This is a genomic window from Halomonas marinisediminis, from assembly GCF_004347715.1.
In the GTDB taxonomy this organism is placed as follows: domain Bacteria; phylum Pseudomonadota; class Gammaproteobacteria; order Pseudomonadales; family Halomonadaceae; genus Halomonas; species Halomonas icarae.
In genome coordinates, this window is record NZ_SLTR01000011.1 from 25549 (window position 1) to 52245 (window position 26697).

The 26697-nt window shown below is 66.2% G+C and carries 28 protein-coding genes; 13 read left to right on the plus strand and 15 right to left on the minus strand.

Features of this window, described 5'->3' with window-relative positions; genetic code table 11:
• Positions 1-19 precede the first annotated feature (19 nt).
• Complete coding sequence (gene trpE, locus E0702_RS09435) at positions 20-1516, minus strand: anthranilate synthase component I (protein WP_132043332.1); 1497 nt, start codon at positions 1514-1516, stop codon at positions 20-22.
• Positions 1517-1771: 255 nt separating this feature from the next.
• A complete protein-coding gene (locus E0702_RS09440; RefSeq protein ID WP_132043176.1) occupies positions 1772-2470 on the minus strand; it encodes a phosphoglycolate phosphatase in 699 nt (232 codons plus the stop codon).
• A 104-nt stretch (positions 2471-2574) separates the two neighbouring features.
• Here E0702_RS09440 and E0702_RS09445 point away from each other — a divergent pair, with 104 nt between their 5' ends.
• Entirely contained in the window at positions 2575-3873 is a 1299-nt protein-coding gene (locus E0702_RS09445; RefSeq protein ID WP_132043178.1) for an NAD(P)/FAD-dependent oxidoreductase, read from the plus strand.
• Here E0702_RS09445 and E0702_RS09450 read toward each other — a convergent pair.
• The 10 genes from E0702_RS09450 to E0702_RS09495 form a co-directional block, all read right to left on the minus strand.
• Positions 3865-4188, minus strand: coding sequence for a GIY-YIG nuclease family protein (locus tag E0702_RS09450; RefSeq protein ID WP_368816856.1), 324 nt, complete (start codon positions 4186-4188; stop codon positions 3865-3867). The two genes, E0702_RS09445 and E0702_RS09450, sit on opposite strands and share 9 nt — an antisense overlap.
• A 1-nt stretch (position 4189) precedes the next feature.
• Positions 4190-4891 carry a ribulose-phosphate 3-epimerase gene (gene rpe, locus E0702_RS09455; RefSeq protein WP_132043180.1) on the minus strand — a complete coding sequence of 234 codons (702 nt, stop codon included), beginning with the start codon at positions 4889-4891 and terminating at the stop codon, positions 4190-4192.
• A 225-nt stretch (positions 4892-5116) separates the two neighbouring features.
• Positions 5117-5713, minus strand: a complete 597-nt coding sequence (locus E0702_RS09460) for a HupE/UreJ family protein (RefSeq protein ID WP_132043182.1) — start codon at positions 5711-5713, stop codon at positions 5117-5119.
• 65 nt (positions 5714-5778) lie between these two features.
• The gene (gene ureG / locus E0702_RS09465; protein ID WP_132043184.1) at positions 5779-6414 is read right to left on the minus strand and encodes an urease accessory protein UreG; all 636 of its coding nucleotides are present in this window, start codon (positions 6412-6414) and stop codon (positions 5779-5781) included.
• Positions 6415-6561: 147 nt separating this feature from the next.
• Positions 6562-7281 carry an urease accessory protein UreF gene (locus E0702_RS09470; protein ID WP_132043186.1) on the minus strand — a complete coding sequence of 240 codons (720 nt, stop codon included), beginning with the start codon at positions 7279-7281 and terminating at the stop codon, positions 6562-6564.
• On the minus strand, positions 7271-7744 hold the full coding sequence (gene ureE / locus E0702_RS09475; protein WP_132043188.1) for an urease accessory protein UreE: 474 nt from the start codon (positions 7742-7744) through the stop codon (positions 7271-7273). Before ureE ends, E0702_RS09470 begins: the two co-directional genes overlap by 11 nt.
• A gap of 44 nt (positions 7745-7788) precedes the next feature.
• Positions 7789-9492 (minus strand): urease subunit alpha, encoded by a 1704-nt coding sequence (ureC, locus tag E0702_RS09480; protein WP_132043190.1) that lies wholly within the window; start codon positions 9490-9492, stop codon positions 7789-7791.
• On the minus strand, positions 9489-9851 hold the full coding sequence (locus E0702_RS09485; protein ID WP_132043192.1) for an urease subunit beta: 363 nt from the start codon (positions 9849-9851) through the stop codon (positions 9489-9491). Before E0702_RS09485 ends, ureC begins: the two co-directional genes overlap by 4 nt.
• Positions 9852-9862: 11 nt before the next feature.
• Positions 9863-10165, minus strand: a complete 303-nt coding sequence (gene ureA, locus E0702_RS09490; protein ID WP_132043194.1) for an urease subunit gamma — start codon at positions 10163-10165, stop codon at positions 9863-9865.
• A gap of 48 nt (positions 10166-10213) precedes the next feature.
• Complete coding sequence (locus E0702_RS09495) at positions 10214-11095, minus strand: urease accessory protein UreD (protein WP_132043196.1); 882 nt, start codon at positions 11093-11095, stop codon at positions 10214-10216.
• Between the two features lie 1186 nt (positions 11096-12281).
• Between E0702_RS09495 and cysP the strand changes: the two genes are divergently transcribed.
• The 6 genes from cysP to msrQ all read left to right on the plus strand — a co-directional run bounded on the left by cysP (position 12282) and on the right by msrQ (position 18005).
• The gene (gene cysP / locus E0702_RS09500; RefSeq protein WP_132043198.1) at positions 12282-13292 is read left to right on the plus strand and encodes a thiosulfate ABC transporter substrate-binding protein CysP; all 1011 of its coding nucleotides are present in this window, start codon (positions 12282-12284) and stop codon (positions 13290-13292) included.
• Positions 13293-13308: 16 nt separating this feature from the next.
• Positions 13309-14160: a sulfate ABC transporter permease subunit CysT gene (gene cysT, locus E0702_RS09505; protein WP_132043200.1), complete on the plus strand. Its 852-nt coding sequence runs from the start codon at positions 13309-13311 to the stop codon at positions 14158-14160.
• Complete coding sequence (gene cysW / locus E0702_RS09510; protein WP_132043202.1) at positions 14160-14987, plus strand: sulfate ABC transporter permease subunit CysW; 828 nt, start codon at positions 14160-14162, stop codon at positions 14985-14987. Before cysT ends, cysW begins: the two co-directional genes overlap by 1 nt.
• Positions 14984-16132, plus strand: a complete 1149-nt coding sequence (locus E0702_RS09515) for a sulfate/molybdate ABC transporter ATP-binding protein (RefSeq protein WP_132043204.1) — start codon at positions 14984-14986, stop codon at positions 16130-16132. Before cysW ends, E0702_RS09515 begins: the two co-directional genes overlap by 4 nt.
• Positions 16133-16344: 212 nt before the next feature.
• The gene (gene msrP / locus E0702_RS09520; protein WP_132043206.1) at positions 16345-17361 is read left to right on the plus strand and encodes a protein-methionine-sulfoxide reductase catalytic subunit MsrP; all 1017 of its coding nucleotides are present in this window, start codon (positions 16345-16347) and stop codon (positions 17359-17361) included.
• Entirely contained in the window at positions 17361-18005 is a 645-nt protein-coding gene (gene msrQ, locus E0702_RS09525) for a protein-methionine-sulfoxide reductase heme-binding subunit MsrQ (RefSeq protein ID WP_132043208.1), read from the plus strand. Before msrP ends, msrQ begins: the two co-directional genes overlap by 1 nt.
• A 149-nt stretch (positions 18006-18154) precedes the next feature.
• On the opposite strand, the gene E0702_RS09530 is transcribed toward msrQ, so the two are convergent.
• Positions 18155-18583, minus strand: a complete 429-nt coding sequence (locus tag E0702_RS09530) for a GNAT family N-acetyltransferase (protein ID WP_132043210.1) — start codon at positions 18581-18583, stop codon at positions 18155-18157.
• Between the two features lie 115 nt (positions 18584-18698).
• Here E0702_RS09530 and E0702_RS09535 point away from each other — a divergent pair, with 115 nt between their 5' ends.
• Positions 18699-19289 (plus strand): YajG family lipoprotein, encoded by a 591-nt coding sequence (locus tag E0702_RS09535; RefSeq protein WP_132043212.1) that lies wholly within the window; start codon positions 18699-18701, stop codon positions 19287-19289.
• Positions 19290-19292: 3 nt separating this feature from the next.
• Here E0702_RS09535 and E0702_RS09540 read toward each other — a convergent pair whose 3' ends face one another.
• Positions 19293-19934, minus strand: a complete 642-nt coding sequence (locus E0702_RS09540) for a thiopurine S-methyltransferase (RefSeq protein ID WP_132043214.1) — start codon at positions 19932-19934, stop codon at positions 19293-19295.
• 6 nt (positions 19935-19940) lie between these two features.
• Complete coding sequence (locus tag E0702_RS09545) at positions 19941-20579, minus strand: TIGR04211 family SH3 domain-containing protein (protein WP_132043216.1); 639 nt, start codon at positions 20577-20579, stop codon at positions 19941-19943.
• Positions 20580-21125: 546 nt separating this feature from the next.
• Here E0702_RS09545 and miaB point away from each other — a divergent pair.
• The 5 genes from miaB to lnt all read left to right on the plus strand — a co-directional run bounded on the left by miaB (position 21126) and on the right by lnt (position 26503).
• Complete coding sequence (miaB, locus tag E0702_RS09550) at positions 21126-22469, plus strand: tRNA (N6-isopentenyl adenosine(37)-C2)-methylthiotransferase MiaB (RefSeq protein ID WP_132043218.1); 1344 nt, start codon at positions 21126-21128, stop codon at positions 22467-22469.
• A gap of 92 nt (positions 22470-22561) precedes the next feature.
• Positions 22562-23647: a PhoH family protein gene (locus tag E0702_RS09555; RefSeq protein ID WP_132043220.1), complete on the plus strand. Its 1086-nt coding sequence runs from the start codon at positions 22562-22564 to the stop codon at positions 23645-23647.
• A complete protein-coding gene (gene ybeY / locus E0702_RS09560; protein ID WP_132043221.1) occupies positions 23644-24132 on the plus strand; it encodes an rRNA maturation RNase YbeY in 489 nt (162 codons plus the stop codon). The genes E0702_RS09555 and ybeY overlap by 4 nt, the downstream gene beginning before the upstream one ends.
• The gene (locus E0702_RS09565; protein ID WP_132043223.1) at positions 24129-25010 is read left to right on the plus strand and encodes an HlyC/CorC family transporter; all 882 of its coding nucleotides are present in this window, start codon (positions 24129-24131) and stop codon (positions 25008-25010) included. The genes ybeY and E0702_RS09565 overlap by 4 nt, the downstream gene beginning before the upstream one ends.
• Positions 25011-25033: 23 nt before the next feature.
• Positions 25034-26503 (plus strand): apolipoprotein N-acyltransferase, encoded by a 1470-nt coding sequence (gene lnt, locus E0702_RS09570; protein ID WP_132043225.1) that lies wholly within the window; start codon positions 25034-25036, stop codon positions 26501-26503.
• Positions 26504-26697: the final 194 nt, after the last annotated feature.

The window sequence follows — 26697 nt, forward strand, 5'->3', positions numbered from 1 at the left end:
GGGTCTCTCCGCCACCGGGCTATTCGAGGTTGTCCAGGCCGCGCTCGGCCATGGCCACGGCGCGAAACAGGGCGCGCCCCTTGTTGAGGGTCTCCTGCCACTCCATCTCGGGCACCGAGTCGGCGACGATGCCGGCCCCCGCCTGGACATGCAGCTGGCCATCCTTGATCACCGCGGTGCGGATGGCGATGGCGGTGTCCAGATTGCCGTGCCAGGAGAGATAGCCGACCGCCCCCGAGTAGATGCCGCGCTTGACCGGCTCCAGCTCGTCGATGATCTCCAGGGCGCGGATCTTGGGGGCACCGGAGACGGTGCCCGCCGGAAAGGTGGCGCGCAGGGCATCCATGGCGGTCAGCCCCGGCTTGAGCCGCCCGGTGACGTTGGAGACGATATGCATCACGTGGGAGTAGCGCTCCACCACCATCTCCTCCGTGACCTTGACCGAACCGGTCTCGCTGATGCGGCCGACATCGTTGCGCCCCAGATCGATCAGCATCAGGTGCTCGGCGCGCTCCTTGGGGTCGGCCAGCAGCTCCTCCTCCAGGGCGCGATCCTCCTCTTCGGTGCGCCCACGCTTGCGGGTGCCGGCAATGGGCCTCACCGTCACCTCACCCTCCTCCAGGCGGGTCAGAATCTCCGGCGAGGAGCCGGCCACCTGGTGGTCGCCCAGGTCGAGGAAGAACATGTAGGGCGAGGGGTTGAGACTGCGCAGCGCCCGATAGAGATCCAGCGGCGCGGCCCGGTAGGGAATCGACATCCGCTGGGAGGGGACGCACTGCATGACATCACCGGCCAGCACATACTCCTTGATGGTCTCCACCGCCGACTTGAAGCCCGTCTCGGTAAATCCGGAGCTGAAATCGCCCTCCTCCACCGCCGCACTGCCGGTACCGGGGCTGACGGTATTGAGGGTGGCGCTGCGCAGGCGAATCTCCAGCGCCTCGAGGCGCTCGACCGCGCTGGCATACGCGTCGGGCTGCGCCGGGTCGGCATAGGTCCAGAGGGCCAGGCGACCGGAGAGGTTATCGAACACCACCAGCTCATCGCACACCATGAGCAGGATATCCGGCACCCCCAGCGGGTCGGGCTTGGCCGCGGCGGCCTCGCTGCGCAGGCGCGGCTCGATATAACGGATGGTGTCGTAGCCGAAGTATCCCACCAGGCCACCATCGAAGCGGGGCTGATCGTCCAGCCGGGGCACCTTGAAGCGCGCCTGGAACTGCTCGATCCACTCGAGGGGATCCTTTACCTCGGCGGCGCCATGCAGCTCGCCGTCGACGATATGGCTGATGCTGTGACCTCGCACCTCGATGCGCTCGCGGCAGGGCAGCCCGATGATCGAGTAGCGCCCCCACTTCTCGCCGCCCTGCACGGACTCCAGCAGGAAGGTCCAGGGCGCATTGGCGAGTTTCATGTAGGTAGAGAGCGGTGTGTCGAGGTCGGCCAGCACCTCGCGGGTGACCGGAATACGGTTGTAGCCGGCATCGGCCAGCTGCTGAAAGCGTTCGGGGGACATCATGCCCGGGCTCCTCGGTAAAACGGTTGACGGTGGTAAACGCAGGGCGCCGGGGCGAGTCAGTGGCCGCGGCTCAGAACGATATGAGCGTCACCATCGCCAGCGACAGGGAGCAGGCAGGCGGGCAGCGGCGCGGGCAGCGCTGATGTGAAGGAGTGTATCCGGCAACGTGCGGGTGGTCATCGGGTGGTGTCCGCGTCTTATAGTAATAACATATTGAAAAGGCTATTTCTTATAGCAATAGCCGAATTCACGTTAAACGAGTTCCGCCAGCGATTCAACCACGCTGTCCGGGTCGCTGTCGCGCACCGGCTCACCGTGGTTGTAGCCATAGGGGACCGCCAGGGTGCGAAAGCCCGCCGCCTTGCCGGCGGCGATATCGTGGCGTGAGTCTCCCACCATCAGGCAGGCCGACGGAGACACCGCAAAATGGGCCGCAACATGCAACAGCGGTGCCGGGTGGGGCTTCTTCTCGGCCAGGCTGTCGCCCCCCAGGCACAGCGAGAAGTAGTCGGCCAGGCCCAGGTCATCCAGCAGGGGCGAAATAAAGGCCTCGGGCTTGTTGGTTACCAGCGCCAGGGGCAGATCGCGGTCGCGCAGCCCGTCCAGGCACTCTCGCACCCCCGGGTAGAGCCGGGTGTGGGCACCGGGGGCGCGGGCATAGTGCGCGAGGAAGGCGGCGTGGGCGCGCTCCAGCAGGCCATCTGGCAAAGGGCCAGCCGGCGGGGCGCCGGGGTCACCCTCGTTCACTTGAGCAGTAAATCGCAACGCCCGCTCCATCAATACCAGCGAGCCATTGCCCACCCAGTCACGCACCCGCGCCCTGCCGACGGCGGGCAGGCCCAGCTCGGTCAGGGCGGCGTCCACGGCGATGGCCATGTCGGGCACCGAGTCGATCAGGGTACCGTCCAGGTCGAAGGCCACCAGTTCGATGCCTTCCAGAATGGGGTGCATGCGCTGACTCCAGGAGAGTGAAAGCCATATTGTGCCGCACGGGTCATGGGCAGGGAATGCCAACCGGCCTATGCTGGTGTTTTCACGTGCCAGGGAGTGTCCGTATGAGCATACCGAGAATCGTGGTAGTGGGCGGCGGCGCCGGCGGCCTGGAGCTGGTAACTCGCCTAGGCCGTCGGCTGGGACGGCGCGGTCGGGCCGAGATCGTGCTGGTCGACCGCAGCCCGACCCACATCTGGAAGCCGCTGCTGCACGAGGTCGCCACCGGTGCCCTCGACTCGGGCCTCGACGAGATCGCCTACCCCAGCCATGCCCGCGCCAATGGCTATCGATTTCAACGTGGCACCCTGTGCGGTCTCGACCGACAGCGGCAGCGGCTGCAGCTGGCCGCCGTGCTTGACGATGACGGCCAGGAGATTCTGCCGGCTCGCGAGCTGGCCTACGACCGACTGATACTGGCGCTGGGCAGCGTCAGCAATGACTTCGGCACGGAGGGAGTGGCCGAACACTGCCACTTTATCGACTGCCCCGAGCAGGCCGAGGCCTTCCGGCGCGATATGCTCGATACCTTTCTGCGCTTCAGCGCCAGCACGCAGGACCCATCCCCGCGACTGAGGGTAGGCATCGTGGGGGGAGGCGCCACCGGAGTGGAGCTCGCCGCCCAGCTCTACGATGCCCTGCTGATGCTGCACAGCTACGGGGTCACCGAGCTGGAGCGCCATCAGCTCGAGATATCGCTTATCGAGGCCGCCGATGACGTGCTGCCGGCCCTCCCCGCACGCGTCCGTCAGGCGGTGCGTGATGAACTCCAGGGCCTCGGCGTCAAGGTGCACACCGAAACGCGGGTGACGCAGATCGATGCCGACGCCATCCATACCGCCGACGGCCAGTGTATCGCCACCGATCTCGCTGTCTGGGCGGCGGGCATCAAGGCGCCCGACATCCTCGCCGAGCTGGACCTGACCCTGGCCAAGGGTCAGCGTCTCGTCGTTCACGACACCCTGCAGAACGTCGACGATCCCAATATCTTCGCCCTCGGCGACTGCGCCAGCTGCCCCCAGGAGGACGGCGGCACGGTGCCGCCACGCGCCCAGGCCGCTCACCAGCAGGCCCTGCACCTCTACCGCAACCTGCACGCCCAGCTCGACGGCAAGCCACTCAAGCCATTCGTCTATCGCGACCGCGGCTCGCTGATCTCGTTGGCCCACTTCGAGGCGATCGGCACGCTGATGCGCGGTACCTCGGCCCGCCGCCTGTTCGTCGAGGGCCACCTGGCCAAGTTCTTCTATATCTCGCTCTACCGTCTGCACCAGCGAGCCGTTCACGGCAATCTGAAGACAGGGATCATCATGCTGGTAGATGGACTGAACCGATTCATACGCCCGCGCCTGAAGCTACACTGAGGCCCCTTCGGTCCGCTGACGCAGCCAGGCCCGCTTGCGGGCGGCCGTTAGGCGCTTGATCTCGGCCTCACGGCGCAGCGCCGTGCCATGGTCACCGACTGGCTCGTGATGGCGCAGCGTCAGGGGCCCCTTGCCGCGCAGCGCCTTGGCCCCCCGCCCCGCCCGATGCTCGGCCAGGCGCCGGTCGACGTCGGTGGTAATGCCGGTATATAGGGCCCCCGCGGCCGTCTCGATCACGTAGAGATACCAGCGGGGCGCCTTGGCCTGGGGTGTCTCGGCCTTGGGTATCTCGGCGTGGCGAGCCTCGGTGCTCACCTCAGCGCACGCTGGCCAGCTGTTCGCGGAAGTCGCGAATCACACCGTCGTAGCGATGCGGATCGGCCTCGTTGCGAGCCTTGAACACCGCCGAACCGGCCACGAAGGTGTCGGCTCCGGCACGCGCGATCTCGGCGATATTGTCCACCTTGACCCCGCCATCCACCTCGAGGCGAATGTCCCGGCCGGAGGCATCGATGCGCTGGCGTGCCTCGCGCAACTTGTCGAGGGTGGCGGGAATGAACGACTGCCCCCCGAAGCCCGGGTTGACGCTCATCAGCAGCACCATATCGATCTTGTCCATCACATAGTCGAGATAGGAGAGCGGAGTGGCCGGGTTGAAGACCAGGCCGGCCCGGCAGCCGCCGTCACGGATCAGCTGCAGGGAGCGGTCGATATGGTCGGAGGCCTCGGGGTGGAAGGTGATGATGCTGGCCCCGGCGTCAATGAAGTCGCCGATCAGCTGGTCCACCGGACGCACCATCAGGTGAACATCGATGGGAGCGGTTACGCCGTGCTTTCTGAGGGCCTCACAGACCATGGGCCCGATGGTCAGGTTGGGCACATAATGATTGTCCATCACATCGAAATGGACGATATCGGCACCGGAGGCCAGCACGTTGTCCACCTCCTCGCCGAGGCGGGCGAAGTCGGCGGAGAGGATCGAGGGCGCAATCTGGAAGTCGCGGGGGGCAGCGGTCATGATGGCACGGTTCCTGTAGGTCCTGTAGGTGTAACGCAAGGCTAGCGAAGACGCTATTTTAGCAGCTCATCGCGCCGCGCTCGCCCCCGTTGCGAACGAGAACGACGAGAGCGACGAGGCGGCGCCTCGGCAATCGGCCTGCGCGCGGACATACGACAACGCCTCGCGCGCTCCCGGGAGCGCGCGAGGCGTGTCGGTGGATCAGGCAGCGTGCGCCCGGCCGCGTCAGCTCAGCGCCAGTGCACCGCCCAGTGCGGCCACCGCACCACCCAGCAGGCGCAGCCAGCGGCTATCGGCGCGCTGCATCCAGGCACCCAGGCCGCGGCCCGCCACGGTGATCGCCAGGGTCGCCAGCAGGAAGCCGACCATATAGCTGACCAGCGCCGCGCCGTGCGGCATCTCGGTGCCATGGGCGTGGCCATGGAACAGCATGAACAGCGCCACCAGCGCCGCGCCGGCGGCACCGGGCAACCTCGTCAGGGTGGCAATCAGGATGCCCGCCAGCAGTACCGAGGCGATGATCCCCGCCTCCACGCCGGGCAGCGCCACGCCGCCCAGCGCCAACATCGCTCCCAACAGCATACCGCCAATCATGAACAGCGGCGCGCCGCGTCGCATCAGCGGCCCCTGGCGTACACTCCAGACGCCAATGGCGGCCATGGCCAGCAGGTGGTCGAGGCCCATCAGCGGGTGCAGCAGACCGCTGAGAAAGCCGCCGTGAGTATGCTCACCGTGGCCGGGGTGGGCCAGAGCCAGCGTGGCGGTCAGCAGCAGGCCCACGGCCAGCAGTGCCTGAAGGGCGCGTTGCGGTGCAGTCTTCATAGGAACTCCCTGTGCAAGGATTGGGTGGCAGATTGGGGTGACGCTCGGCCGGTTCGTGGCCGCGCTCAGGCGGTCTCGGCGCCTGCCGAACGCCGATCGGGCAGCATGCCCTGCCTAAGAATGAAGCGAATGATCTCTTCCAGACCGACTCCGTCGTGCAGGTTGGTGAACACGAAGGGACGCTCGCCGCGCATCTTCCGCGCGTCGCGCTCCATCACCTCAAGGGAGGCGTGCACGTACTCGGCGATATCGATCTTGTTGATGATCAGCAGATCCGACTTGGTGATGCCGGGACCGCCCTTGCGCGGAATCTTGTCGCCGGCGCCGACGTCGATTACGTACAACGTCAGGTCCGAGAGTTCCGGGCTGAAGGTGGCCGCCAGGTTGTCGCCGCCGGACTCCACGAACACCAGCTCCAGGCCGGGGTGACGGGCCTGCAAGTCATCGATCGCCGCCAGGTTCATGGAGGCGTCTTCGCGGATCGCGGTATGTGGACAGCCGCCGGTCTCCACGCCGAGGATGCGGTCGGCGTCCAGCGCCTGATGGCGCAGCAGGAAGTCGGCGTCCTCGCGAGTGAAGATATCGTTGGTCACCACGCCGATGTCGTAGTGGTCGCGCAGGGCGCGGCACAGCTGGCGCAGCAGCGCGGTCTTGCCGGAGCCCACGGGGCCACCGACCCCGACACGTAGACAGTGAGTCATGGCACTCTTCCTCTGGGTCACACGCTTGGATGTGACAGGTTCAGTCGTTGCGCGCGCGATTGCGGCACGCGCGATGGTTTCCCGACCAGGGTATGGCGGCAGGTGTCGGCGCCTCACCGGACGGGCTCGATCGGGCGGCGGTCGCCCTCAACTGCGGAACATCCGCGAATACTGGGTCTCGTGCTGAGCGCTGACCAGGGCCAGCCCCGGCAACAGCGCCCCCAGCTCGGCGGTGGCGCGCCCCTCGGCGGCGTCCACCGCCGCCACCAGACGCGGACGCAGCACTTCATACAGGCGCTGGGCGGCCACATGACCAAGCGGCATCACCTTGCAGGCCACCGCCAGCTGGTTTTCCAGCCAGGCCCAGGCGAAGCCCAGCTGGGCCTGACGTGGCGCCAAACGACGCCGGTGGGCAACCCAGGCGAACACCGTAAGGTAGCCGGGTTCCGGTGGCAGCGCGGCATCACCCCGCGCCGGGCAGGGCAGCAGATCCAGCCCGCGCAGCAGCCGCAACAGCGCCTCGCCCAGCCGCCGCTCCTCCTCGTAGAGCTCGGCGGTTTCGCGCTGGGCCAGTAACCAGTCGTTCCAGTCGCACAGTGCCGCGCTGTCCGCCGCGGCCCAGGCCGCCTGCAGGTGACCCAGTACCGGCAGCTCGCAGCGGCTCAAGCCGTCATCCAGCACCCCGCTCAACCAGTCTGCCAGTGCCGCTTCGTCACTCACCCAGCCCCGCTCGATGGCCCCCTCCAGCCCCTGGGACCAGGCAAAGGCACCGATGGGCAGCGCCGGGCTGACCAGCTGCAGCAGCCCCAGCAGCGCCAGATCCGAGGTGCCCCCCGCAGCGGGCCGCTGCACGACATCAGTGGGCATGGTGGTGACCATGCGCAGGCCCCGCCGAATAGGCACCCGGCTCCGGGTCGAAGGGCGCCTGATGGCGGCTCAGCCGTGCGCCCAGGCGCTCGGCCAAGTCCTCCAGCACATGGTCAGGAGGAAAGCGCACCCAATGGCCACCGTCATCGTCCGTGCCGATGGCCAGCGAGACATGGCGGTTGCCCAGGTGGTAGCAAAGCCGACCCAGCGCCAGCCCCCCATCGATATGCGCGGTGACCACCGGTTCGGCGGCGGCCCGTACGCGTACCAGCTCCCCGTTGCGGGCGCGCAGCCGGTCGCCCTCGCGCAGCACCGAGCCGCGCTCCAGAAACAGCCCGACCTCGCGGCCACCGTCGGTAAGTGCCCGCAGACGCCCCCGGGTGCGCCGGTCATAAGGCAGGGTCAGGGTATCCAGCTCCGCGCCGTCGGCCTCGCCGGCGACGCGTTCGATCAATTCCAGCATCGTGGTCTCTCCTGCTGTTTTCAGAACCGTGTTTAGAGCCGTGTTCAGAAAAGGTGATAGCGCTGGGCCAGGGGCACCTCGGCCAGGGGTTCACAGGTCAGCAGCTCGCCGTCGGCATGGACCTCGTAGGTCTGAGGGTCCACCGTCAGCGTCGGGCAGGCATCGTTGAGCTTCATGTCGGTCTTGCGCACCTGGCGCACGTCGCGACAGGCCACCAGCCGGCTGTTCAGTCCCAGGCGCTCCGCCAGGTTGTGCTCCAGCGCCGCCTGGCTGACAAAACTTATGCGGGTGGCGCTGGCCGCCTTGCCAAGGGCACCGAACATGCGCCGGTAGTGCACCGGTTGCGGCGTCGAGATCGAGCCGTTGGGATCACCCATGGCCGCCCCCGCCACCATGCCTCCCTTGAGCACCAGCTCCGGCTTGACGCCGAAGAAGGCCGGCCGCCACAGCACCAGGTCGGCCAGCTTGCCGACCTCCACCGAGCCGATCTCGTGGGCCACGCCGTGGGTGATGGCCGGGTTGATCGTGTACTTGGCGACATAGCGCCGGGCCCGCACATTGTCGGTACCCCGCTCCCGATCCTCGGGCAGCAGGCCGCGCTGAACGCGCATCTTGTGGGCGGTCTGCCAGGTGCGGCAGACCACTTCGCCGATCCGCCCCATGGCCTGGGAGTCGGAGGAGATCATCGAGATCACGCCCAGGTCATGAAGAATATCCTCGGCGGCGATGGTCTCCCGGCGAATGCGGGAGTCGGCGAAGGCCACATCCTCGGGAATATTGGGGTCGAGGTTGTGGCACACCATCAACATGTCGAGGTGCTCGTCCACGGTGTTGACCGTGTAGGGCCGGGTCGGATTGGTCGACGAGGGCAGCACGTAAGGCAGCGCGCAGGCGGTGATGATGTCCGGCGCGTGACCACCGCCGGCGCCCTCGGTGTGGTAGGTGTGAATGCAGCGCCCCTTGAATGCCGCCAGGGTATCCTCGACGAACCCCGACTCGTTGAGGCTGTCGGCGTGGATGGCGATCTGCACGTCGTAGCGCTCGGCAACGTCAAGGCAGGTGTCGATGGAGGCCGGCGCCGCGCCCCAGTCCTCGTGGATCTTCAGCCCCATGGCACCCGCCTCGAGCTGCTGCTCCAGCGCCCGGGGGCTGCTCGAGCTGCCCTTGCCGAGCAGGCCGATGTTGATCGGCAGCTCGTCCACCGCCTGCAACATCTTGCCCAGATGCCAGGCTCCCGAGGTGCAGGTGGTGGCATTGGAGGCGGTGGTGGGGCCGGTGCCGCCGCCGATCATCGTCGTCAGGCCGCTCATCAGCGCCTCGTCGACCTGCTGGGGGCAGATGTAGTGGACATGAGTATCCACGCCACCCGCGGTGAGGATCCGTCCCTCGCCGGCGATGATATCGGTGCCGGCACCGATCACGACGCTCACCCCCTCCTGGGTGTCCGGGTTGCCCGCCTTCCCGATGGCGGCGATGCGGCCCGCCTTCAGCCCCACGTCGGCCTTGACGATGCCCCACCAGTCGAGGATCACCACATTGGTGATCACGGTATCCATGACCCTATCATCGTGGCACTGGCTCTGGCCCATGCCGTCGCGAACCACCTTGCCACCACCGAAAATGACCTCGTCGCCGTAGTGGGTCGCGTCGCGCTCGATCTCGATCCACAGCTCGGTGTCACCCAGCCGGATCCGATCACCGGTGGTCGGCCCGTACATGTCGGCATATGCCTGGCGAGAAATCTTCACGCGCCTGCCCCTCCGCTGTTCTGGCTGCTTTCCTGACTGCCTGCCGCCCCCTCTTCAAGCGCCCCCATCACCTCGCCGCGGAAGCCGTGAATCTGTCGCCGGCCGGCAAACGGCACCAGCGTCACCTCACGGGTCTGACCCGGCTCGAAGCGGATCGCCGTGCCCGCGGCAATGTCCAGACGCCAGCCGATGACCGTGGCGCGATCGAAGCGCAGGGCCGGATTGGTCTCGGCGAAATGGTAGTGGGACCCCACCTGAATCGGCCGGTCGCCGGTATTGGCCACGCTCAGGCTGATGCGCTCACGCCCCGCGCACAGCGCAATGGCGCCGTCGCGCAGCTGATACTCACCGGGAATCATCGCTACTCTCCTTACACGATCGGGTTATGGACAGTGACCAGCTTGGTGCCATCGGGGAAGGTGGCCTCCACCTGAACGTCCTGAATCATCTCGGCGACACCCTCCATGACCTCGTCGCGGCCCAGCAGATGGCGGCTGGAGCCCATCAGCTCGGCCACGCTGCGCCCATCACGCGCGCCTTCCATGATCGCGCAGCTGATCAGCGCCACCGCCTCGGGGTAGTTCAACTTCAGCCCTCGGGCCTTGCGCCGCTCGGCGAGCAGGCCGGCGGTGAACAGCAGCAGCTTGTCTTTGTCTCTTGGGGTCAGTTCCATCAGTCAGCTCCAGTTATCCAATGGTGGCGTCCGTACGGCGGTCGCCACTCAGGTCAGCCAGATGCGCGGCACCGTCGCCGCCTGTCCGGTCAGCCGGGGGCGCAGCAGCTCCCGGGCGTGCTGAAACAGCGCCCAGGCCTGATTACGCTCCTGGCCCAGGTAGCGCAGCAGCAGCACGCCGCGGCGGACGGTGACCGCCCAGTACTCGGCGGCTGGCAGGGCATCACGCAGCGCCACCGTGGCCTCCGCCGGGTCGGGCAGACCCACGACCCACAGGGTGCCCTGTACGGTGGCGCCTCCCTGCCCCCAGGGGCCGTGGAAACGGGGATGTTCCGGCTCAAGCAGCTGACGCTCCAGCCACAGCGGTCGGCCGTTGTGCAGCAGCCGAAACCGCTGCTCCAGGCGGCCACTGGCGAAGGGCAGCCCGCTGGCCGGGCGCCCCAGCCCCAGCAGCTCCCAGCCCAGGCAGCGCGCACCACTCGCCAGCTCAAGGGTCAAACTCTGTACGCCTCGCGAACCGTCGAAGGCCAGGGTTTCCTGAGGCACCCACTCCAGGATCGCGTCATCGGCCACCGCCAGCCGGGTGTGCTGAGTCCAGGCCACCGCGTGGCTGTCGGCCCGGTAGAGCTTGCTCGCCGCCGGTGTGGTCACCAGCGCCTGGGCACCCGTCTCCACACTCACGTCGATCTGCAACGCATCGCCGCTGACCAACCCACCTGGGGGGTGCAGCAGATAGACATGGCAGCAGCCACTGCGTCCTTCCGGGTAGAACGGGCGCTGCACCCGCAGCGGGCCGTGGTGATACGCCCGGCTCATCCGGGTCACCCCCGACGCGTCGGTGTCATCCATGCTGAAGCCCAGCGATAGCGCCGCATCCCAGCGGCGCGCCGCGTCGAAGCGGTGCCCGGAACTCACTGGGTTCTGTGTCATCACGCGTCACTCCCTCCTGTAGCCGCTCTCGCCACCCGCCCTGGCCGGCTGGCTTGTTTCCAGCAGCCAGCCGCCAGGCGTCTCGCTTTATAGTACGCCTCTTATCGGCACCTATTTCGGCACCATTCTCGACATAAACCCACGGAAATACCCAGCCATTCACGGCAGAAATATCGTCGTTATTGCGCAATTTTTGACAAGCCAATCCACGACACCCTTGAAAAAGGGTGCAGAACAAAGTGATAATTATCACTAAACTTGTCTACGGTGTTTTACGAAAAAACCGGCTAATATCTTTCGCCAACAATACTTCGACTCAACACGAAACCATTCTCGCAAAATGCGCGGAAACACGATCAAACCAACCAAACCATCGCGCAGCCAAAACCACCTCGTCGCATCGCGACAACACGCAAGATGACGCAACGACATCCGGTATCGCCTGACACTTGATGGTCAGCAGTGATTCATCATCATGTTGCCGAAAAAGTGCCGACACGACGCAGCCAGGGCCCAGCGCGTCTCGCGCCGGAGGCCGGCGGGATGGCAGTTCACTTCGACATTAAGGCGGTTTTCGGGGGACACAGAGGCCCCAGTCGCTAAGGCGCGCTCGATGAGCTCCAGGGCCAGCGGCCCGGCTGTATTGAACACCACATAACGCAACACTCTCGCTAGTCTTGCATCACTCCTGGCCTTGACAAGATGGGGAACCTTGTCGTGCCAAGCGTTACACCCAAGGGACTGGGCTGAATCGAGGCGCTACTGATTAGCACCCTCGGTTGGATAACGAACCACCGAGATATTCGATATCCACGGCGATCGATCTGAGGGCGAAAATAGCTCCGTCGACACATCCTGTCAAGGCTTTTTTTGAAAAAAATGAGCCCCATATTTCGCCATCACATCTTTCGATTATTACTGGCTATTTTTTGTACCACACCTTCGGTTACGAATGCCTATTATTTGTACCATCCTCACGATGGCGATTGGCTATTTCCTGTACCAACAGGATGAAAATCGCCCGCATGATTACCGCGGCGTCACCCTCCTGGGCAAGACTCCACACCAGGAGGAGCTCGGTTCGACTTCATATATTCAAAAAACGAATAACAAAAACCATTGTAATTACCTTTCATGGGTCATAACCTGCTTCCACTGCGATACATCTATTACCCGGAGTCTCGTCATGACCCTCGATCTGCGTTTTTCGCGCTCACTGCTCGCTATTGCCCTGGGTGCCGGCCTGGCCGCGCCGGCGGCGGCCGCCGACCGGGAGCTGCTCAACTCCTCCTACGATATTGCCAGAGAGCTCTTCGCGGCGATCAACCCCGAGTTCATCGCCCACTGGCAGGAGAACGAGGGCGAGGAGGTTTCCATCCAGCAGTCCCATGGCGGCTCCTCCGCTCAGGCTCGCGCCATCCTTCAGGGGTTGCGCGCCGACGTGGTGACCTACAACCAGGTCACCGATGTCCAGGTACTGGCCGACGACGGCCTGGTGGCCGAGGACTGGCAGCAGCAGCTGCCCAACAACGCCTCGCCCTACTACTCCACCACCGCTTTCCTGGTGCGCAAGGGCAACCCCAAGGGCATCGAGAGCTGGGACGACCTGGACGATGAAGGGGTGGAGATCGTCTTTCCCAACCCCAAGACCTCGGGTAACGGCCGCTATACCTACCTGGCCGCCTGGGGCTTCGCGGATCACCAGTTCGACGGAGACGAGGCCAGGATCCAGGACTTCATGCGCGACTTCCTGGGCAACGTGGTGGTGTTCGATACCGGCGGTCGCGGTGCCACCACCAGCTTTATCGAGCGCGGTATCGGCGATGTGCTGATCAGCTTCGAGTCCGAGGTCAACAATATTCGTGGCGAATACGGCAGCGATGACTACGAGGTGATCGTGCCGCCGGTCAGCATTCTGGCGGAGTTCCCGGTCGCGGTGGTCGAGCCCAATACCGAGCGCAATGGCACCGAAGAGCTGGCCCGCGCCTATGTGGAGTACCTCTATAGCGAGGAGGCACAGCGCCAGCTGGCCGGCTTCAACTACCGTGTGCATGACGAGTCGGTGGCCGAGGAGTTTGCCGATCAGTTCCCGGAAACCGAGCTGCTGCGTGTCGAGGAGGTCTTCGGCGGCTGGGATGCGGCCATGGAGACCCACTTCGGCAGCGGCGGCCAGCTCGACCAGCTGCAGCGTCGCTGAGCCTGGGGGACGATCGATGAGCTCCCTGGCCCTCCGCCTGCCCCGTCGCCGCGTGCTGCCCGGTTTCGGTCTGTCGCTGGGCATCAGCCTGACGTTCGTCTCGCTGGTACTGCTGCTGCCGATGACCGGCCTGGTGGGCCAGCTCAAGGGGCTCAGCCTCGCCGAGTACTGGGCGATCATCAGCGATGGCCGGGTGGTGGCCAGCTACACGGTCACCATCGGCGCCGCCGCGGTGGCGGCGCTGGCCAATGCCGTGTTCGGACTGCTGCTGGCCTGGGTGCTGGTGCGCTACGAGTTTCCGGGCAAGCGCCTGCTCGATGCCCTGATGGACCTGCCCTTCGCGCTGCCCACGGCGGTGGCGGGCATCACCCTGGCCACCCTCTACGCCGGCAACGGCTGGGTCGGCGGCCTGATCGAGCCGCTGGGCCTCGAGGTGGCCTACACCTGGGTCGGGATCGCCCTGGCCATGGCCTTCACCAGCATCCCCTTCGTGGTGCGGACGGTGCAGCCGGTGCTGGAGGACCTCCCCCACGAGGTGGATGAGGCCGCCATGACCCTGGGCGCCTCGGACGCCACCGGCTTTCGCCGCGTGATCCTGCCCTACCTGTGGCCGGCACTGGTCACCGGCACCGGGCTCGCCTTCGTGCGCTCGCTGGGCGAATTCGGCGCGATCATCTTTATCGCGGGCAATGCCCCGTTCGAGACCGAGATCACCGCGCTGATGATCTTCGTCAAGCTTCAGGAGTACGACTATGCCGGCGCCTCGGCGATCGCCTCGGTGGTACTGGCCGTCTCGCTGGCCCTGCTGCTGGTGATCAATATCTGGCAGGGGCACTTCATCAAGCGACTCCATGGAGGACGTGGCTGATGCAACGTATCGGTGATGCCCCCGCGGTGCGCCGCGCCCTGATCACCGCCGCCGTGCTTCTCGCGGGACTGTTCCTGCTGCTGCCGCTGGCGGCCATCTTCGCCCAGGCCTTCTCCCAGGGTGTCGGGGTGTTCTGGCACAATATCAGCGACCGCTACACTCTGGCGGCGATCGGCCTGACCCTGTTTATCGCCGTCCTGACCATCCCCATCTGCCTGGTGTTCGGGGTGGCCCTGGCCTGGCTGGTGACCCGCTTCGACTTCCCCGGTCGGCGCCTGCTGCAGACGCTGATCGATATTCCCTTCGCGGTATCGCCGGTGGTGGCCGGGCTCATCTACCTGCTGCTCTACGGCCGTAACGGCTGGATCGGTGGCTGGCTCGACGCCCACGATATCCAGCTGATGTTCGCCTGGCCGGGCATCCTGATGGTGACGGTATTTGTCACCAGTCCCTTCGTGGCCCGGGAGCTGATCCCGCTGATGCAGGCCCAGGGCTCCCGCGAGGAGGAGGCCGCCGTGACCCTGGGGGCACCGGGCTGGACCATCTTCCGCCGGGTCACCCTGCCCAATATCCGCTGGGCACTGCTCTACGGCGTGGTGCTGACCAACGCCCGGGCGGTGGGCGAGTTCGGTGCCGTCTCGGTCGTTTCCGGGGCCATCCGCGGCCAGACCATGACCCTGCCCCTGCATCTGGAGCAGCTCTATCAGGACTACAACGCCGTGGGCGCCTTCGCCAGCGCCGCCCTGCTGGCCCTGATCGCCCTGTTCACCCTGGCCGCCAAGGCCGGCCTGGAATGGCGCACCGCGCGCCAGGAGGTTACCCCATGAGCATCCGATTGACCGATATCGCCAAGCACTATGGTCACACAGGGAAGGGTCACACAGGGAAGGGTCACACAGGGAAGGGTCGCCCCGGCCAGGCTAATGGACGCGCCCTGGAGCCGGTGAACCTGGAGGTCGCCGACGGCGAGCTGGTCGGCCTGCTCGGCCCCTCGGGCTCGGGCAAGACCACCCTGCTGCGCATCATCGCCGGTCTCGAGTCGCCGGACCGCGACCCGGCCGGGCGCATCCTGTTCGGCGATCGCGACGTCACCGACGTGCATGTTCGCGACCGCCGCATCGGCTTCGTCTTCCAGCATTACGCGCTGTTCCGCCATATGACGGTGTTCGACAATGTCGCCTTCGGCCTGACCGTGCTGCCGCGGCGAGAGAGGCCCTCCAGCGGCGAGATCCGCGCCCGGGTCCATCGCCTGCTGGAGATGGTGCAGCTCGAACACTTCGCCGGGCGCTATCCGGCCCAGCTCTCCGGCGGCCAGCAGCAGCGGGTCTCCCTGGCCCGGGCCCTGGCCCTGCGCCCCGATGTCCTGCTGCTGGATGAACCCTTCGGCGCCCTGGATGCCAAGGTCCGCCAGGAGCTGCGCCGCTGGCTGCGCCAGCTGCACGATGAACTCGGCTTCACCAGCCTGTTCGTGACCCACGATCAGGAAGAGGCGCTGGAGCTCTCCGACCGAGTGGCGGTGATGAGCCATGGCCGCATCGAACAGATCGACACCCCGGACGCCCTCTACCGCTCACCGGCCAACCGCTTCGTGTTCGAGTTTCTGGGCGACGTCAATCATCTGGAGGGCGAGGTGCGTGGCGGCACCCTGACCTGCGGCGAGGCGAAGCTGGCGGTGGACCTTCCCGATGGCCACCAGGAACTGCTGCTGCGGCCCCATGAGGTGCGCCTGGCAGAGGCGCCCACGCCGGAGGCCCAGCTGCCCGTCACCGTCACCGCCATCTCCCCGGTAGGGGCCGAGGTGCGCATCGAGGTCGCCGCGGACTGGCTGGTCGAGCCCTGGCTGGCCACCTTACGCCACGCCGACTACGAGCGCCTGGCGCTCACCCGTGGCCAGCGACTATATGCCATTCCACGCCACTGGCACCGTTTCAGTGCCGAAGGCACCCGGCAGTGCCAGGCCATCACGGCCTGATGACGCCCCCTGTCCGCCGGGCGCCCACGGCGGACAGCCTCCTCCTCCCACGGGTTCGACGACCGTTCCCGCATGAACTTTTCACGCCGCCGCCTCTCTGATGTCAGGAGTCCGCGCGATGCGGTGTACCGGACAGTCCCCGACGCCCAGCCCGACGCCCATTGATGCCACCGGCTCTCGCCCTCTCTCAGCCAGCCCAGCCGAGGCCCACGATGCTGATCAAGATCGCCAAACCGCATGATCTGCGCGACTCCGATGTGACACCGGAGTCCGTCTATCTCTCCCGTCGCCGTTTCATGGGGGGCATGGCGGGACTGGGGGCGGGGCTTGCCCTTGGCGGCCCGGCCCATGCCGATGCCGACTATGCGGATGTACCCGACGGCGACGGACCGACCTGGCTGAAGGAGAAGATCGACGCCACACGCTGGCGGGCGGTCACCCCTCGCGATCCCGAGAAGGACAAGCTGACCCCCTTCGACGATGCCAGCGGCTACAACAACTTCTACGAGTTTGGCTCCGGCAAGTCAGACCCCGCGCGCCGTGCCGGCAGCCTGGAGACCCAGCCCTGGAGCGTGGTGATCGATGGCGAGGTCAACAACGGTGGCCGTCTCGCCCTGGAGGATCTCGCCAGCCCCTCGCGTTTCGAGGAGCGGATCTACCGGCTGCGATGCGTGGAGGCATGGTCGATGGTGATTCCCTGGCTGGGACTCCCCCTCGCCGAGGTGATCAGGCGCGCGGAACCCACCAGCAGGGCCAGATACGTGCGCTTCGAAACCCTGGTCGACCCGGAGCAGATGCCGGGGCAGCGCTCCGCGTTCTCGCTGATCGACTGGCCCTATGTCGAGGGACTGCGCCTCGACGAAGCCATGCACCCCCTCACCCTGCTCGCCCTCGGCATGTATGGTCGCGAGCTGCCCAACCAGAACGGCGCCCCCCTGCGACTGGTGGTGCCCTGGAAGTATGGCTTCAAGAGCATCAAGTCGATCGTGCGCATCTCGCTGGTGGAGGAGCAGCCGCTCAACTCCTGGCAACAGATCGCCCCGGATGAGTATGGCTTCTACGCCAACGTCAATCCCCGGGTCGACCACCCCCGCTGGAGCCAGGCCACCGAGCGCCGGCTGCCCAACAGCCTGTTCAGCCCCAACACCATCGATACCCTGATGTTCAACGGCTACGCCGACGAGGTCGCCGACCTGTACGCGGGGTTGGATCTACGGACACACTATTAATGGCCATCCTGAGCCGCTTGAAGACCCTTCCGAACCGCTGGCAGCTCTGGCGCCTGGGCGTATTTCTGGCGGCCCTGGCCCCACTGGTGATCTGGGGCTGGCAGGTGGCCAGTAACGCCGCCGGCCCCGAGCCGGGCCGCTATCTGTTGCTGAATATCGGCCTCGGCGCGCTGTGGATGCTGCTGCTCACCCTGAGCCTGACGCCACTCTCCCGGCTCACTCGCTGGAAGGGCTTTGCGCTGATCCGCCGTCAGCTGGGCCTCTGGACGCTGGCCTACGCCAGCCTGCACATGCTCAGCTACGCCCTGTTCATCCTGGGGCTCGACTGGGGCATGCTGGGCAGCGAGCTGGTGAAGCGCCCCTATATCATCGTCGGCATGCTGGCCCTGAGCGGCCTTGTCGCGCTGGGCGTGACCTCGAACCGCTGGTCGATGCGTCGACTGGGCAAGCGCTGGAAGTCATTGCACCGCCTGGTCTACGGCATTCTCGGACTGGTCCTGCTGCACTTCTTCTGGGTCGTGCGCGCCGACCTCGGCGAGTGGCTGCTGTATGCCACGATCTCGGCACTGGTCATGGCGACCCGTCTGCCGCCGGTCGCCCGAACACTGCCCAGACTTCGCTACCGCTTCAGCCGTGCGTCCTAGGCCAGCTTCTGTTACCCTCTTTCTACTCCTCCCTTCTATTAGCTCTTCTTTTATTGCCCCCCGATGCTTCCGGACAGGCCGCGCCGAACGGGTATCGGCCATGCCGAACGGCCAGTGGTCTTGCCCGGCAGATCGCAGATACCCAGGGCCTATCGATCCCAGACCATCAGGGTCTCGTTCTCCCCGGTCAGTGGCTCGAGGCGCTCCTCCACCGCATGAAACCCCAGGCGGTGGTAGAAGGAGACGGCACGCACATTACGCGAATAGACACTCAGGGTGAGGCGCTTATGACCGGCCATGGCATGGGCCATCAACCGTGAGCCATGGCCATAGCGCTGCACCCTGGGATCGATGAAAAGCGCCTGCAGATGGTCGCCGTCGAGGGCGATGAAGCCGATTACCCTGCCCTCCACCTCGAGCACCGTGACCTCCTCGGCCTGAGGCAGCCGCTCCTGCACCATGAGCTCGGCGCGGGATATCCAGAAGGTCTCGGGGATAAAGTCGTGGGCGCGCATCGAGGCACGCAGCCAGATATCGGCAAGCAGAGGGATATCCTCGGCGGTGGCGGGGCGAATCATCACGCGGCTCCTGCTGAGCGTACCAACAGTGTAATCGAGGAGTCAGAGACGTACCCCGAGTTATCTCGAGGGCGCTATACTGCGCTTCGACATTCATCCTGGACGGGAGCTCCCCATGCTGCGTCGACGCTTTCTTCGCCTCTCCCTGGCCCTGGTCGCCGCCGGCTGGCTGGCCGGCTGCACCGCCCCCCAGACCCTGCAGCTCGACCCCAAGCGCAGCGCCGCGGTACCGGTCGCCGGCAATGGGCAGGCCGTCACGGTGATCGCCGCGGATGGACGTGACGGCGAGGTGATCGGCACCCGTACCGGCAGCGCCATGTCCACGGCCACGATCACCGTCCATGCCCACGAGCTGATGCCGAAACTGCAGCGCGAGGCCGAGCGAGCCGTGCGGGAAATGGGCTTTACACCCACCACCCAGCGTGCCGAAGGCCGCCCCCACCTGACCCTGACACTCGATCACCTGGGCTACGAGCGGGGCAAGAGTCGGCCCGTGATCGGCGAGTCACGCCTGGAGGCCGTGTTTGTGGCCGAGGCGACCAATGGCGGCACCACCTACACCGGCACCTACACCTCAAGGCGCACCCAGAGCTACGCCGTGCGGCCGGACCAGCAGAGCAATACCCGAATGGTCAACGACCTGCTCGTCGACGGCCTGAACCGGGCCTTTCGTGACCCGGAGCTGGCCCGCCTGCTGGCCCGCTGAGGGTCACTCGACGGGACCTCGACGCACCATGGCCCAGACATGCTCCCGGAAGCCGCTGCCCGGCTCCGGGGCGCCCCTCTCCAGCAGCGTGATCCGGAAGTTGGGTTCGAACAGCTCCCGCACCTCCTCTTCCGGCACATGAAATGGCGGCCCGGCCTGCTCCTCACCGGCCGCACGCTCAAGGCCGATAAGCAGTCCGCTGGCCCCCGGAGGTATCAGCTGCGCCAGATGAAAGGCGTAGCGCTGGCGGGTAGCGGGTGGCAGGGCGATCAGCGCGGCACGGTCATAGAAGGCGCCGATCTCGGCCGCCTGCTCGATATGGAAATGAAAGAAGTCACCGCACCAGAGCTCGACATTGGCCTGGCGGCTTATCTCGAACCCCGCCTGGTGGTAGCGGGAAACGGGCTCGCTCCCCTCGGCGAGAAACTGCTCGACCGCCTGGGGCGCCAGCTCGATACCCAGCACCGGATAGTCGCGATGGCCCAGCCAGCGCATGTCGTGGCTCTTGCCGCATAGCGGCACCAGCACCTTGACTCCGGGACTCACCCCCAGCAACGGCCAGTGGTGGCACAGGACGGGGTGCGGTGCATCGCGATGGAAACCGATGCGCCCTTCGCGCCAGCGAGTCAGCCATTCATTCACCATGGCGGCTCAGAACCAGCGATCGCGCTTGCGACGGCGGCGCGGCAGATGGGGAACGATCAGGCCTACCAGCAGGCCGGCACCGGCCACGCCGCCGCCATACATGAAGTAGCGCATCAGCAGGTCCTCCTCCTGGGTATTGAGGCGAGCCTCCAGTTCTCGCGCGGTCTGGCGGGAGTGATCGGCTTCGCTATCCAGCTGGTGGTTGCGTGACTCCAGCTCGGCAACCCGCGCCTCGCGAACCTCGAGGGTCTCACGCAACGCGGCTGTGCGCTGCTCCCACGCCTCATCGATGCCTTCGAGTTCGGCCTCGAGCTCGGCCACCCGCTGCTCAAGCTCGGGCAGGCGCACCTGAGCACTGGGGACCTCCTGGATCTCGCGGCTAAGCACCCAGACGGCGTCGCCGCCGGGACCTCGAACGCGGGTATAGTCGCCGCTGGTCTCCAGCCGCTCGACAGGCTCGCCGGCGGTAAGGGTGCCGACGATGCGATAGCCGTCGGTGGGACCGCTGCGTACATAGGTGGTCAGGGAGTCGGAGACCCAGACGGTGTCGCTCTGCTCCTGAGCCGCCAGCGGCAGCGCCAGCAGGCCTAGCAGGGTGCCCAGACATACGCCCAGACCGGTTCGTGTGCTGTGGTGTTTCGTCATGCCATGATCCTGACTGTAGAGTCCTTGCCTGAAGCGTCCTGGCTGAAAGGTGTTTCCTGGAAACATCCTGAAGGTGGCGCCCTGGCGGGGAAGCGCTGCGGCGCCCAAGTCCCTGGAGGCGATAACTGACGCCACATCCACACACAGGTGACAACCGACCAGCCCTCTGCAAGGGTTATGCACAGCTTCTGTGGACAACCCCCGGGACAACCGTGGGAAAGTCGCCCGCTGCCCCCGCCACACCTTGGCTCGACGGCTGCTGGTCAGTGCATGACCAGTGTCATCCGACTCATCGAACACTCTTCAGGGCCCAGGCCCCGGCGCTATCCAGCCGGGGGGCGCTAGGTTAGCACACTCGTGCCACCTGGCACCGGGCTGGCTCCAGGCGGTCACGGCACGTATACTATAGGGCTGTTTTCAACGATGGCCCAGGCGGCCACCGCCATCCATTGCCGTGCCTCCGGCGAACTTGAGCCGTGAGCGCCGCGCACCACAGAACCCACCGGTGACAGACGTCGGGCGCCTGGCGCCACGACCCCTACTCTTATGGCGAAGAAACTCTTCATCAAGACACACGGCTGCCAGATGAACGAGTACGATTCCGCCCGCATGGCGGATCTGCTCGGCGAATCTCACCGTCTCGAACTCACCGACGACGAGCAGGAGGCGGATGTCATCCTGCTCAATACCTGCTCGATCCGCGAAAAGGCCCAGGAGAAGGTGTTCCATCAGCTGGGACGCTGGAAGAAGCTCAAGGAGAACAACCCCGATCTGGTGATCGGTGTGGGCGGCTGCGTGGCGAGTCAGGAAGGCGAGGCGCTGCGCAAGCGCGCGCCCCATGTCGATATGGTGTTCGGGCCCCAGACCCTGCATCGGGTCCCCTCCATGCTCGACTCGCGCCAGCAGGACCAGATCTCGGTCGTCGACGTGACCTTCCCGGAGATCGAGAAGTTCGATCACCTGCCCAAGCCCAGCTCCGACGGCGCCACCGCCTTCGTCTCGGTCATGGAGGGCTGCTCCAAGTATTGCACCTTCTGCGTGGTGCCCTACACCCGTGGCGAGGAGGTCTCGCGGCCCTTCGAGGCGGTGATGGACGAGGTCATTCACCTGGCCGACCAGGGCGTGCGCGAGATCAACCTGCTGGGGCAGAACGTCAACGCCTACCGTGGCCTGAACCAGCTGGGTGATGAGATCGACCTGGCCGAGCTGATCGGTTGCGTGGCGGCCGTTGAAGGCATCGACCGCATTCGCTTCACCACCTCCCACCCGGTGGAGTTCTCCGACAGCCTGATCGAGGCCTATGGCGAGATTCCGGAGCTGGTCAGCCATCTGCACCTGCCGGTACAGGCCGGCTCCGACCGCGTGCTCGCCGCCATGAAGCGCGGCCATGGCGTCGAGGAGTATGTCGAGAAGCTGGAGCGCATTCGCGCGCTACGCCCCGACATCAGCTTCTCCTCGGACTTCATCATCGGCTTCCCGGGAGAGACGGAGGCGGACTTCGAGGCCACCATGAACCTGATTCATCGCATCGGCTTCGACCACTCCTTCAGCTTCGTCTACTCGGCACGCCCCGGCACACCGGCGGCCAGCCTCGAGGATGACACCCCCGAGAGCGTCAAGAAGCAGCGCCTGGCGATCCTTCAGGAGCGCATCAACCAGCAGGCCATGCAGATCAGCCGGCGCATGGTGGGCACCACCCAGCGTATCCTGGTCACCGGCTTCGCGCCACGCGACCCGGGTCAGCTCTCCGGCCGCACCGAGAACAACCGGGTGGTCAACTTCCGTGCCCCCAACCCCACCGAGCTGATCGGCTATTTCGTCGACGTCGAGATCAGCGAGGCATTGCCGAACTCGCTGCGTGGCGAGCTCGTCTCCCCGGCGATCCACTGAGACCCGACGCCTCTGCTCGACCAATGATTGCCGCGGCGGCCGCCGCGGCAGTATGCTGACGCCACACTCATCTTCCAGGGGATCCGCCCGCCTTGAGCCAGACAGCCTCCCAGGCCAACCGCATCATCACTCTGACCCTCGAACCCAACGACCCGCGCCGCCTGGCCAACCTCTGTGGCCAGCGCGACGAGAACCTCAAGCTGGTGGAGTCCCGTCTGGGCATCACCCTGCGCAACCGCGGCAACATCTTCCAGCTGGCCGGGCCCATCCATCGGGTCAAGGCCGCCGCCAACGTGCTCGAACACCTCTACCGCGAGACCGAGGCCAGTGACCTGGAGCCGGATACCGTGCACCTCTTCCTGCAGGAGTCCGGTCAGCAGGCGCTCGAGGAGGATGAGGGCGATGCCGATGGCGCCGAGGTGCTGATCCGCACCCCACGCACCCTGATCAAGCCACGCGGCCTCAATCAGCAGGGCTATGTGCAGAGCATCCGCTCCCACGACATCAACTTCGGCATCGGCCCGGCGGGCACCGGCAAGACCTATCTGGCGGTCGCCGCGGCGGTGGAGGCCCTCAATCAGCAGGAGGTTCGCCGCATCCTGCTGGTACGCCCGGCGGTGGAAGCCGGCGAGAAGCTCGGCTTCCTGCCCGGTGACCTGGCCCAGAAGATCGACCCCTACCTGCGCCCGCTCTACGACGCCCTCTACGAGATGATCGGCTTCGAGCAGGTGGCCAAGCTGATCGAGCGCCAGGTGATCGAGATCGCCCCGCTGGCCTATATGCGCGGGCGCACCCTCAACAACGCCTTCATCATCCTCGACGAGAGCCAGAATACCACCCGCGAACAGATGAAGATGTTCCTGACCCGTATCGGCTTCGGCTCCACCGCGGTGATCACCGGCGATGTCACCCAGGTCGACCTGCCCCGCGGCCAGAGCTCGGGGCTGATTCAGGTCCTCGAGGTGCTCAAGGGGACACCCGGCATCGGCGTGACCCACTTCGCCGCCAAGGATGTGGTTCGCCACCCCCTGGTGCAGCGCATCATCGAGGCCTACGATAGCTTCGAGGCCGAGCAGGAGGCCGCCGAGCGTGCCCGCAAGGAGGCTCGGGAACAGGAGCGCGAGACCCTGCGCCAGGAGCGCCAGGAGCGCCTCGGTCGCGAGCGGGGCGAGTCATGACGTCTCCCCGGGTCGATCGCCAGGTCGCCCTCGAGGCCGAGGGCCTGCCGAGCCAGGCCGAGCTGGAGGCCTGGGTGGGCGCGGTGCTGTCGCGCCATGTGGTGGAGGAGGACAGCGAGCTCAGCGTGCGCCTGGTGGACACGGCGGAGAGCCAGACGCTGAACCGCGACTACCGCGGCCGCGACAAGCCCACCAACGTACTCTCCTTCCCCTTCGAGAACCCGCCCGGCGTGACCCTGCCGCTGCTCGGCGACCTGGTGGTCTGCCATCCCGTGGTGGTGGCCGAGGCCGCCGAGCAGGACAAGGCACTAGGCGATCACTACGCTCATATGGTGGTTCACGGTACGCTGCACCTGCTCGGCTACGATCATCTGGAGGATGACGAGGCCGAGGCCATGGAGGCCCTGGAGCGCGAGATCCTGGCCGAGCTTGGCATCACCGACCCTTATCGGATCGCACCCGAGGACGAGAGAGCCGATTCATGAGCGAAGATCGATCGAGTGGCCAGGGCAACCGTTCCTGGATCGAGAAACTGCTGGGGGCACTCTCCAGCGACAGTGACGAGCCCAGCTCACGAGACGAGCTGCTGGAGTTCCTGCGCCAGGCGGCAGGCCGCCTGAAGCTCGAGCAGGATGCCATGATGATCATCGAGGGGGCGCTGAAGATCAGCGACCAGCAGGTTCGCGAGGTGCTTATCCCGCGTTCCCAGGTCACGGCCATCGCCATCGACCAGCCGCTGGATGAGTACCTGCCGGTGATTCTCGAGACCGGCCACTCCCGTTACCCGGTCATCGGCGAGAACCTCGATGAGGTCAAGGGGATCCTGCTGGCCAAGGACCTGCTGCCGCTGCTGCGCAACGGCCAGGAGAGCGGCAGGCCCTTCCGCCTCGAGGAGGTGGTGCGGCCAACGCTGTTCGTACCGGAATCCAAGCGTCTCAACAGCCTGCTCAAGGAGTTTCAGAGCACGCACAACCATATGGCGATCGTGGTCGATGAGTATGGCGGTACCGCCGGCATCGTCACCATCGAGGATATTCTCGAGGAGATCGTCGGCGAGATCGAGGACGAGCATGACGCCGACGACGAGGAGGATATTCGCGATCTGGGCGAGGGGCGCTACGCCATCCGCGCCCTGACCCCCATCGAGGAGTTCAACGAGCGCTTCGAGACACACTTCTCCGACGAGGAGTTCGACACCCTCGGCGGCCTGGTGATGCAGCGCTTCGGCCACCTGCCGGCACGGGGTGAGCATACCATCATCGGTGGCTGGCGCTTCACGGTACTGAATGCCGACAATCGTCGCATCCGGCTACTGGAAGCCGAACCCTGCAACCCCGACGACGCTCTCGACGACAACGACTGACGCGCCTGCCACGGAGGGCCAAGATGCCAGCGTTTCGCCTCCCCACTCCCCTCGGCTGCCTGCTGGCAGCCGCGGCCGGTGTTCTTACCACCCTTACCGCTTCACCCTTCGAACTGTGGTGGCTGGGCCCGGTAGCCGCGGGACTCATCTATCTGGGTATCCACACCCTGACACCCGCCCAGGCTGCCCTGCGCGGCTGGTGCTATGGTCTCGGACTGTTCGGCTCCGGCGCCTCCTGGGTCTATGTATCGATCCACGACTATGGCTATACCGGCATCCCGCTGGCGCTATTCCTCACCACGCTGTTCGTCGCGGGGCTGGCACTCTTCCCCGCCGTGACCCTGTGGCTCTATCGCCGCCTTACCGGCCCGCGTCTGGCCTGGCTCAGCTTTGCCGGCGCCTGGGTTCTGGGCGAGTGGCTGCGCACCTGGCTGTTCACCGGCTTTCCCTGGTTGCTGCTGGGGACCTCGCAGGTGGACTCGCCTCTCGCCCCCTGGGCCCCGGTGGGCGGGGTCTATCTGCTGTCACTGATCACCGTGCTGACCGGCACCCTGGGCGTCGAGCTGCTCCGTCGACACTGGTGGGCCGCACTCCCTGTCGCCGTCCTGTGGCTTGCCCCCATGGCACTGCCCGCCCAGTGGACGAGCCCCGCCGGTGAGCCGCTGCGCGTGGCGCTGCTGCAGGGCAACCTCGATCAGGCCATCAAGTGGACCCCAGCCGGCCAGCGCGAGGCCGCCAATCGCTACAGCGCGCTGACCCGAGCACACGGCGACGACGCCCCGGACCTGATCATCTGGCCCGAGGCGGCCCTGCCGATGTTCGAGCGCGAGGCACGCCCCATCCTCGAGCGGGTGCAGTCCAATCTTGCCCCCGGCACCGCCCTGCTCACCGGCATCCTGCAGCGTGACGACGCCGGACTCTACTACAACAGTGTGATCGGCCTGGGTGATGTCGAGGGGGAGTACCGCAAGACGCGTCTGGTGCCCTTCGGCGAATACCTGCCCCTGGAGAGCCTGCTTGCCGATACCATCGCCTTCTTCAATCTGCCGATGCCGGCCATGACGCCCGGGCCGGAAGGCCAGGCGCCGCTCAGGGCCGCCGGCACCACCATCGGCAACGCCATTTGCTACGAGATCATCTATCCGGATCGCGTCGCCGCCCAGGCGCGCCAGGCGGCGCTGCTGCTGACGGTGTCCAACGACACCTGGTTCGGCCGCTCCATCGGTCCCCTGCAGCATCTGCAGATGGCCCGGCTACGTGCCCTGGAGAACGGCCGCTACGTGATTCGTGCCACCAGCAATGGGGTCACCGCCATCATCGATGCCCACGGACGTATCACCACCCGGGCTCCCCAGTTCGAGATGACCAGCCTTGTCGGCGAGGCGATCCCCATGCAGGGGCTCACCCCCTTCACCCGCACCGGCAGCTGGCCCATCTGGCTGCTCGCCGCCCTGATGGTGCTGCCGGGGCTTCGGCCCCGCCGCAAGCAGTAGGAGGGAGGCTCTGCCTCGCGAAGGAGGCCGAAGGCCTCCCGGCGGAAGCACACAGGCGGAAGCACACAGTGGACGAAGTCACCACGGGGCGCCTGACGCGATGGGGAGCACTCCTCCTGCAACGTGCCCTCCCAGGTCGGTCGGTGATGCGCCCAACGAATCGCCCCCGTAGCAAAAGCTACGGGGGCGATACT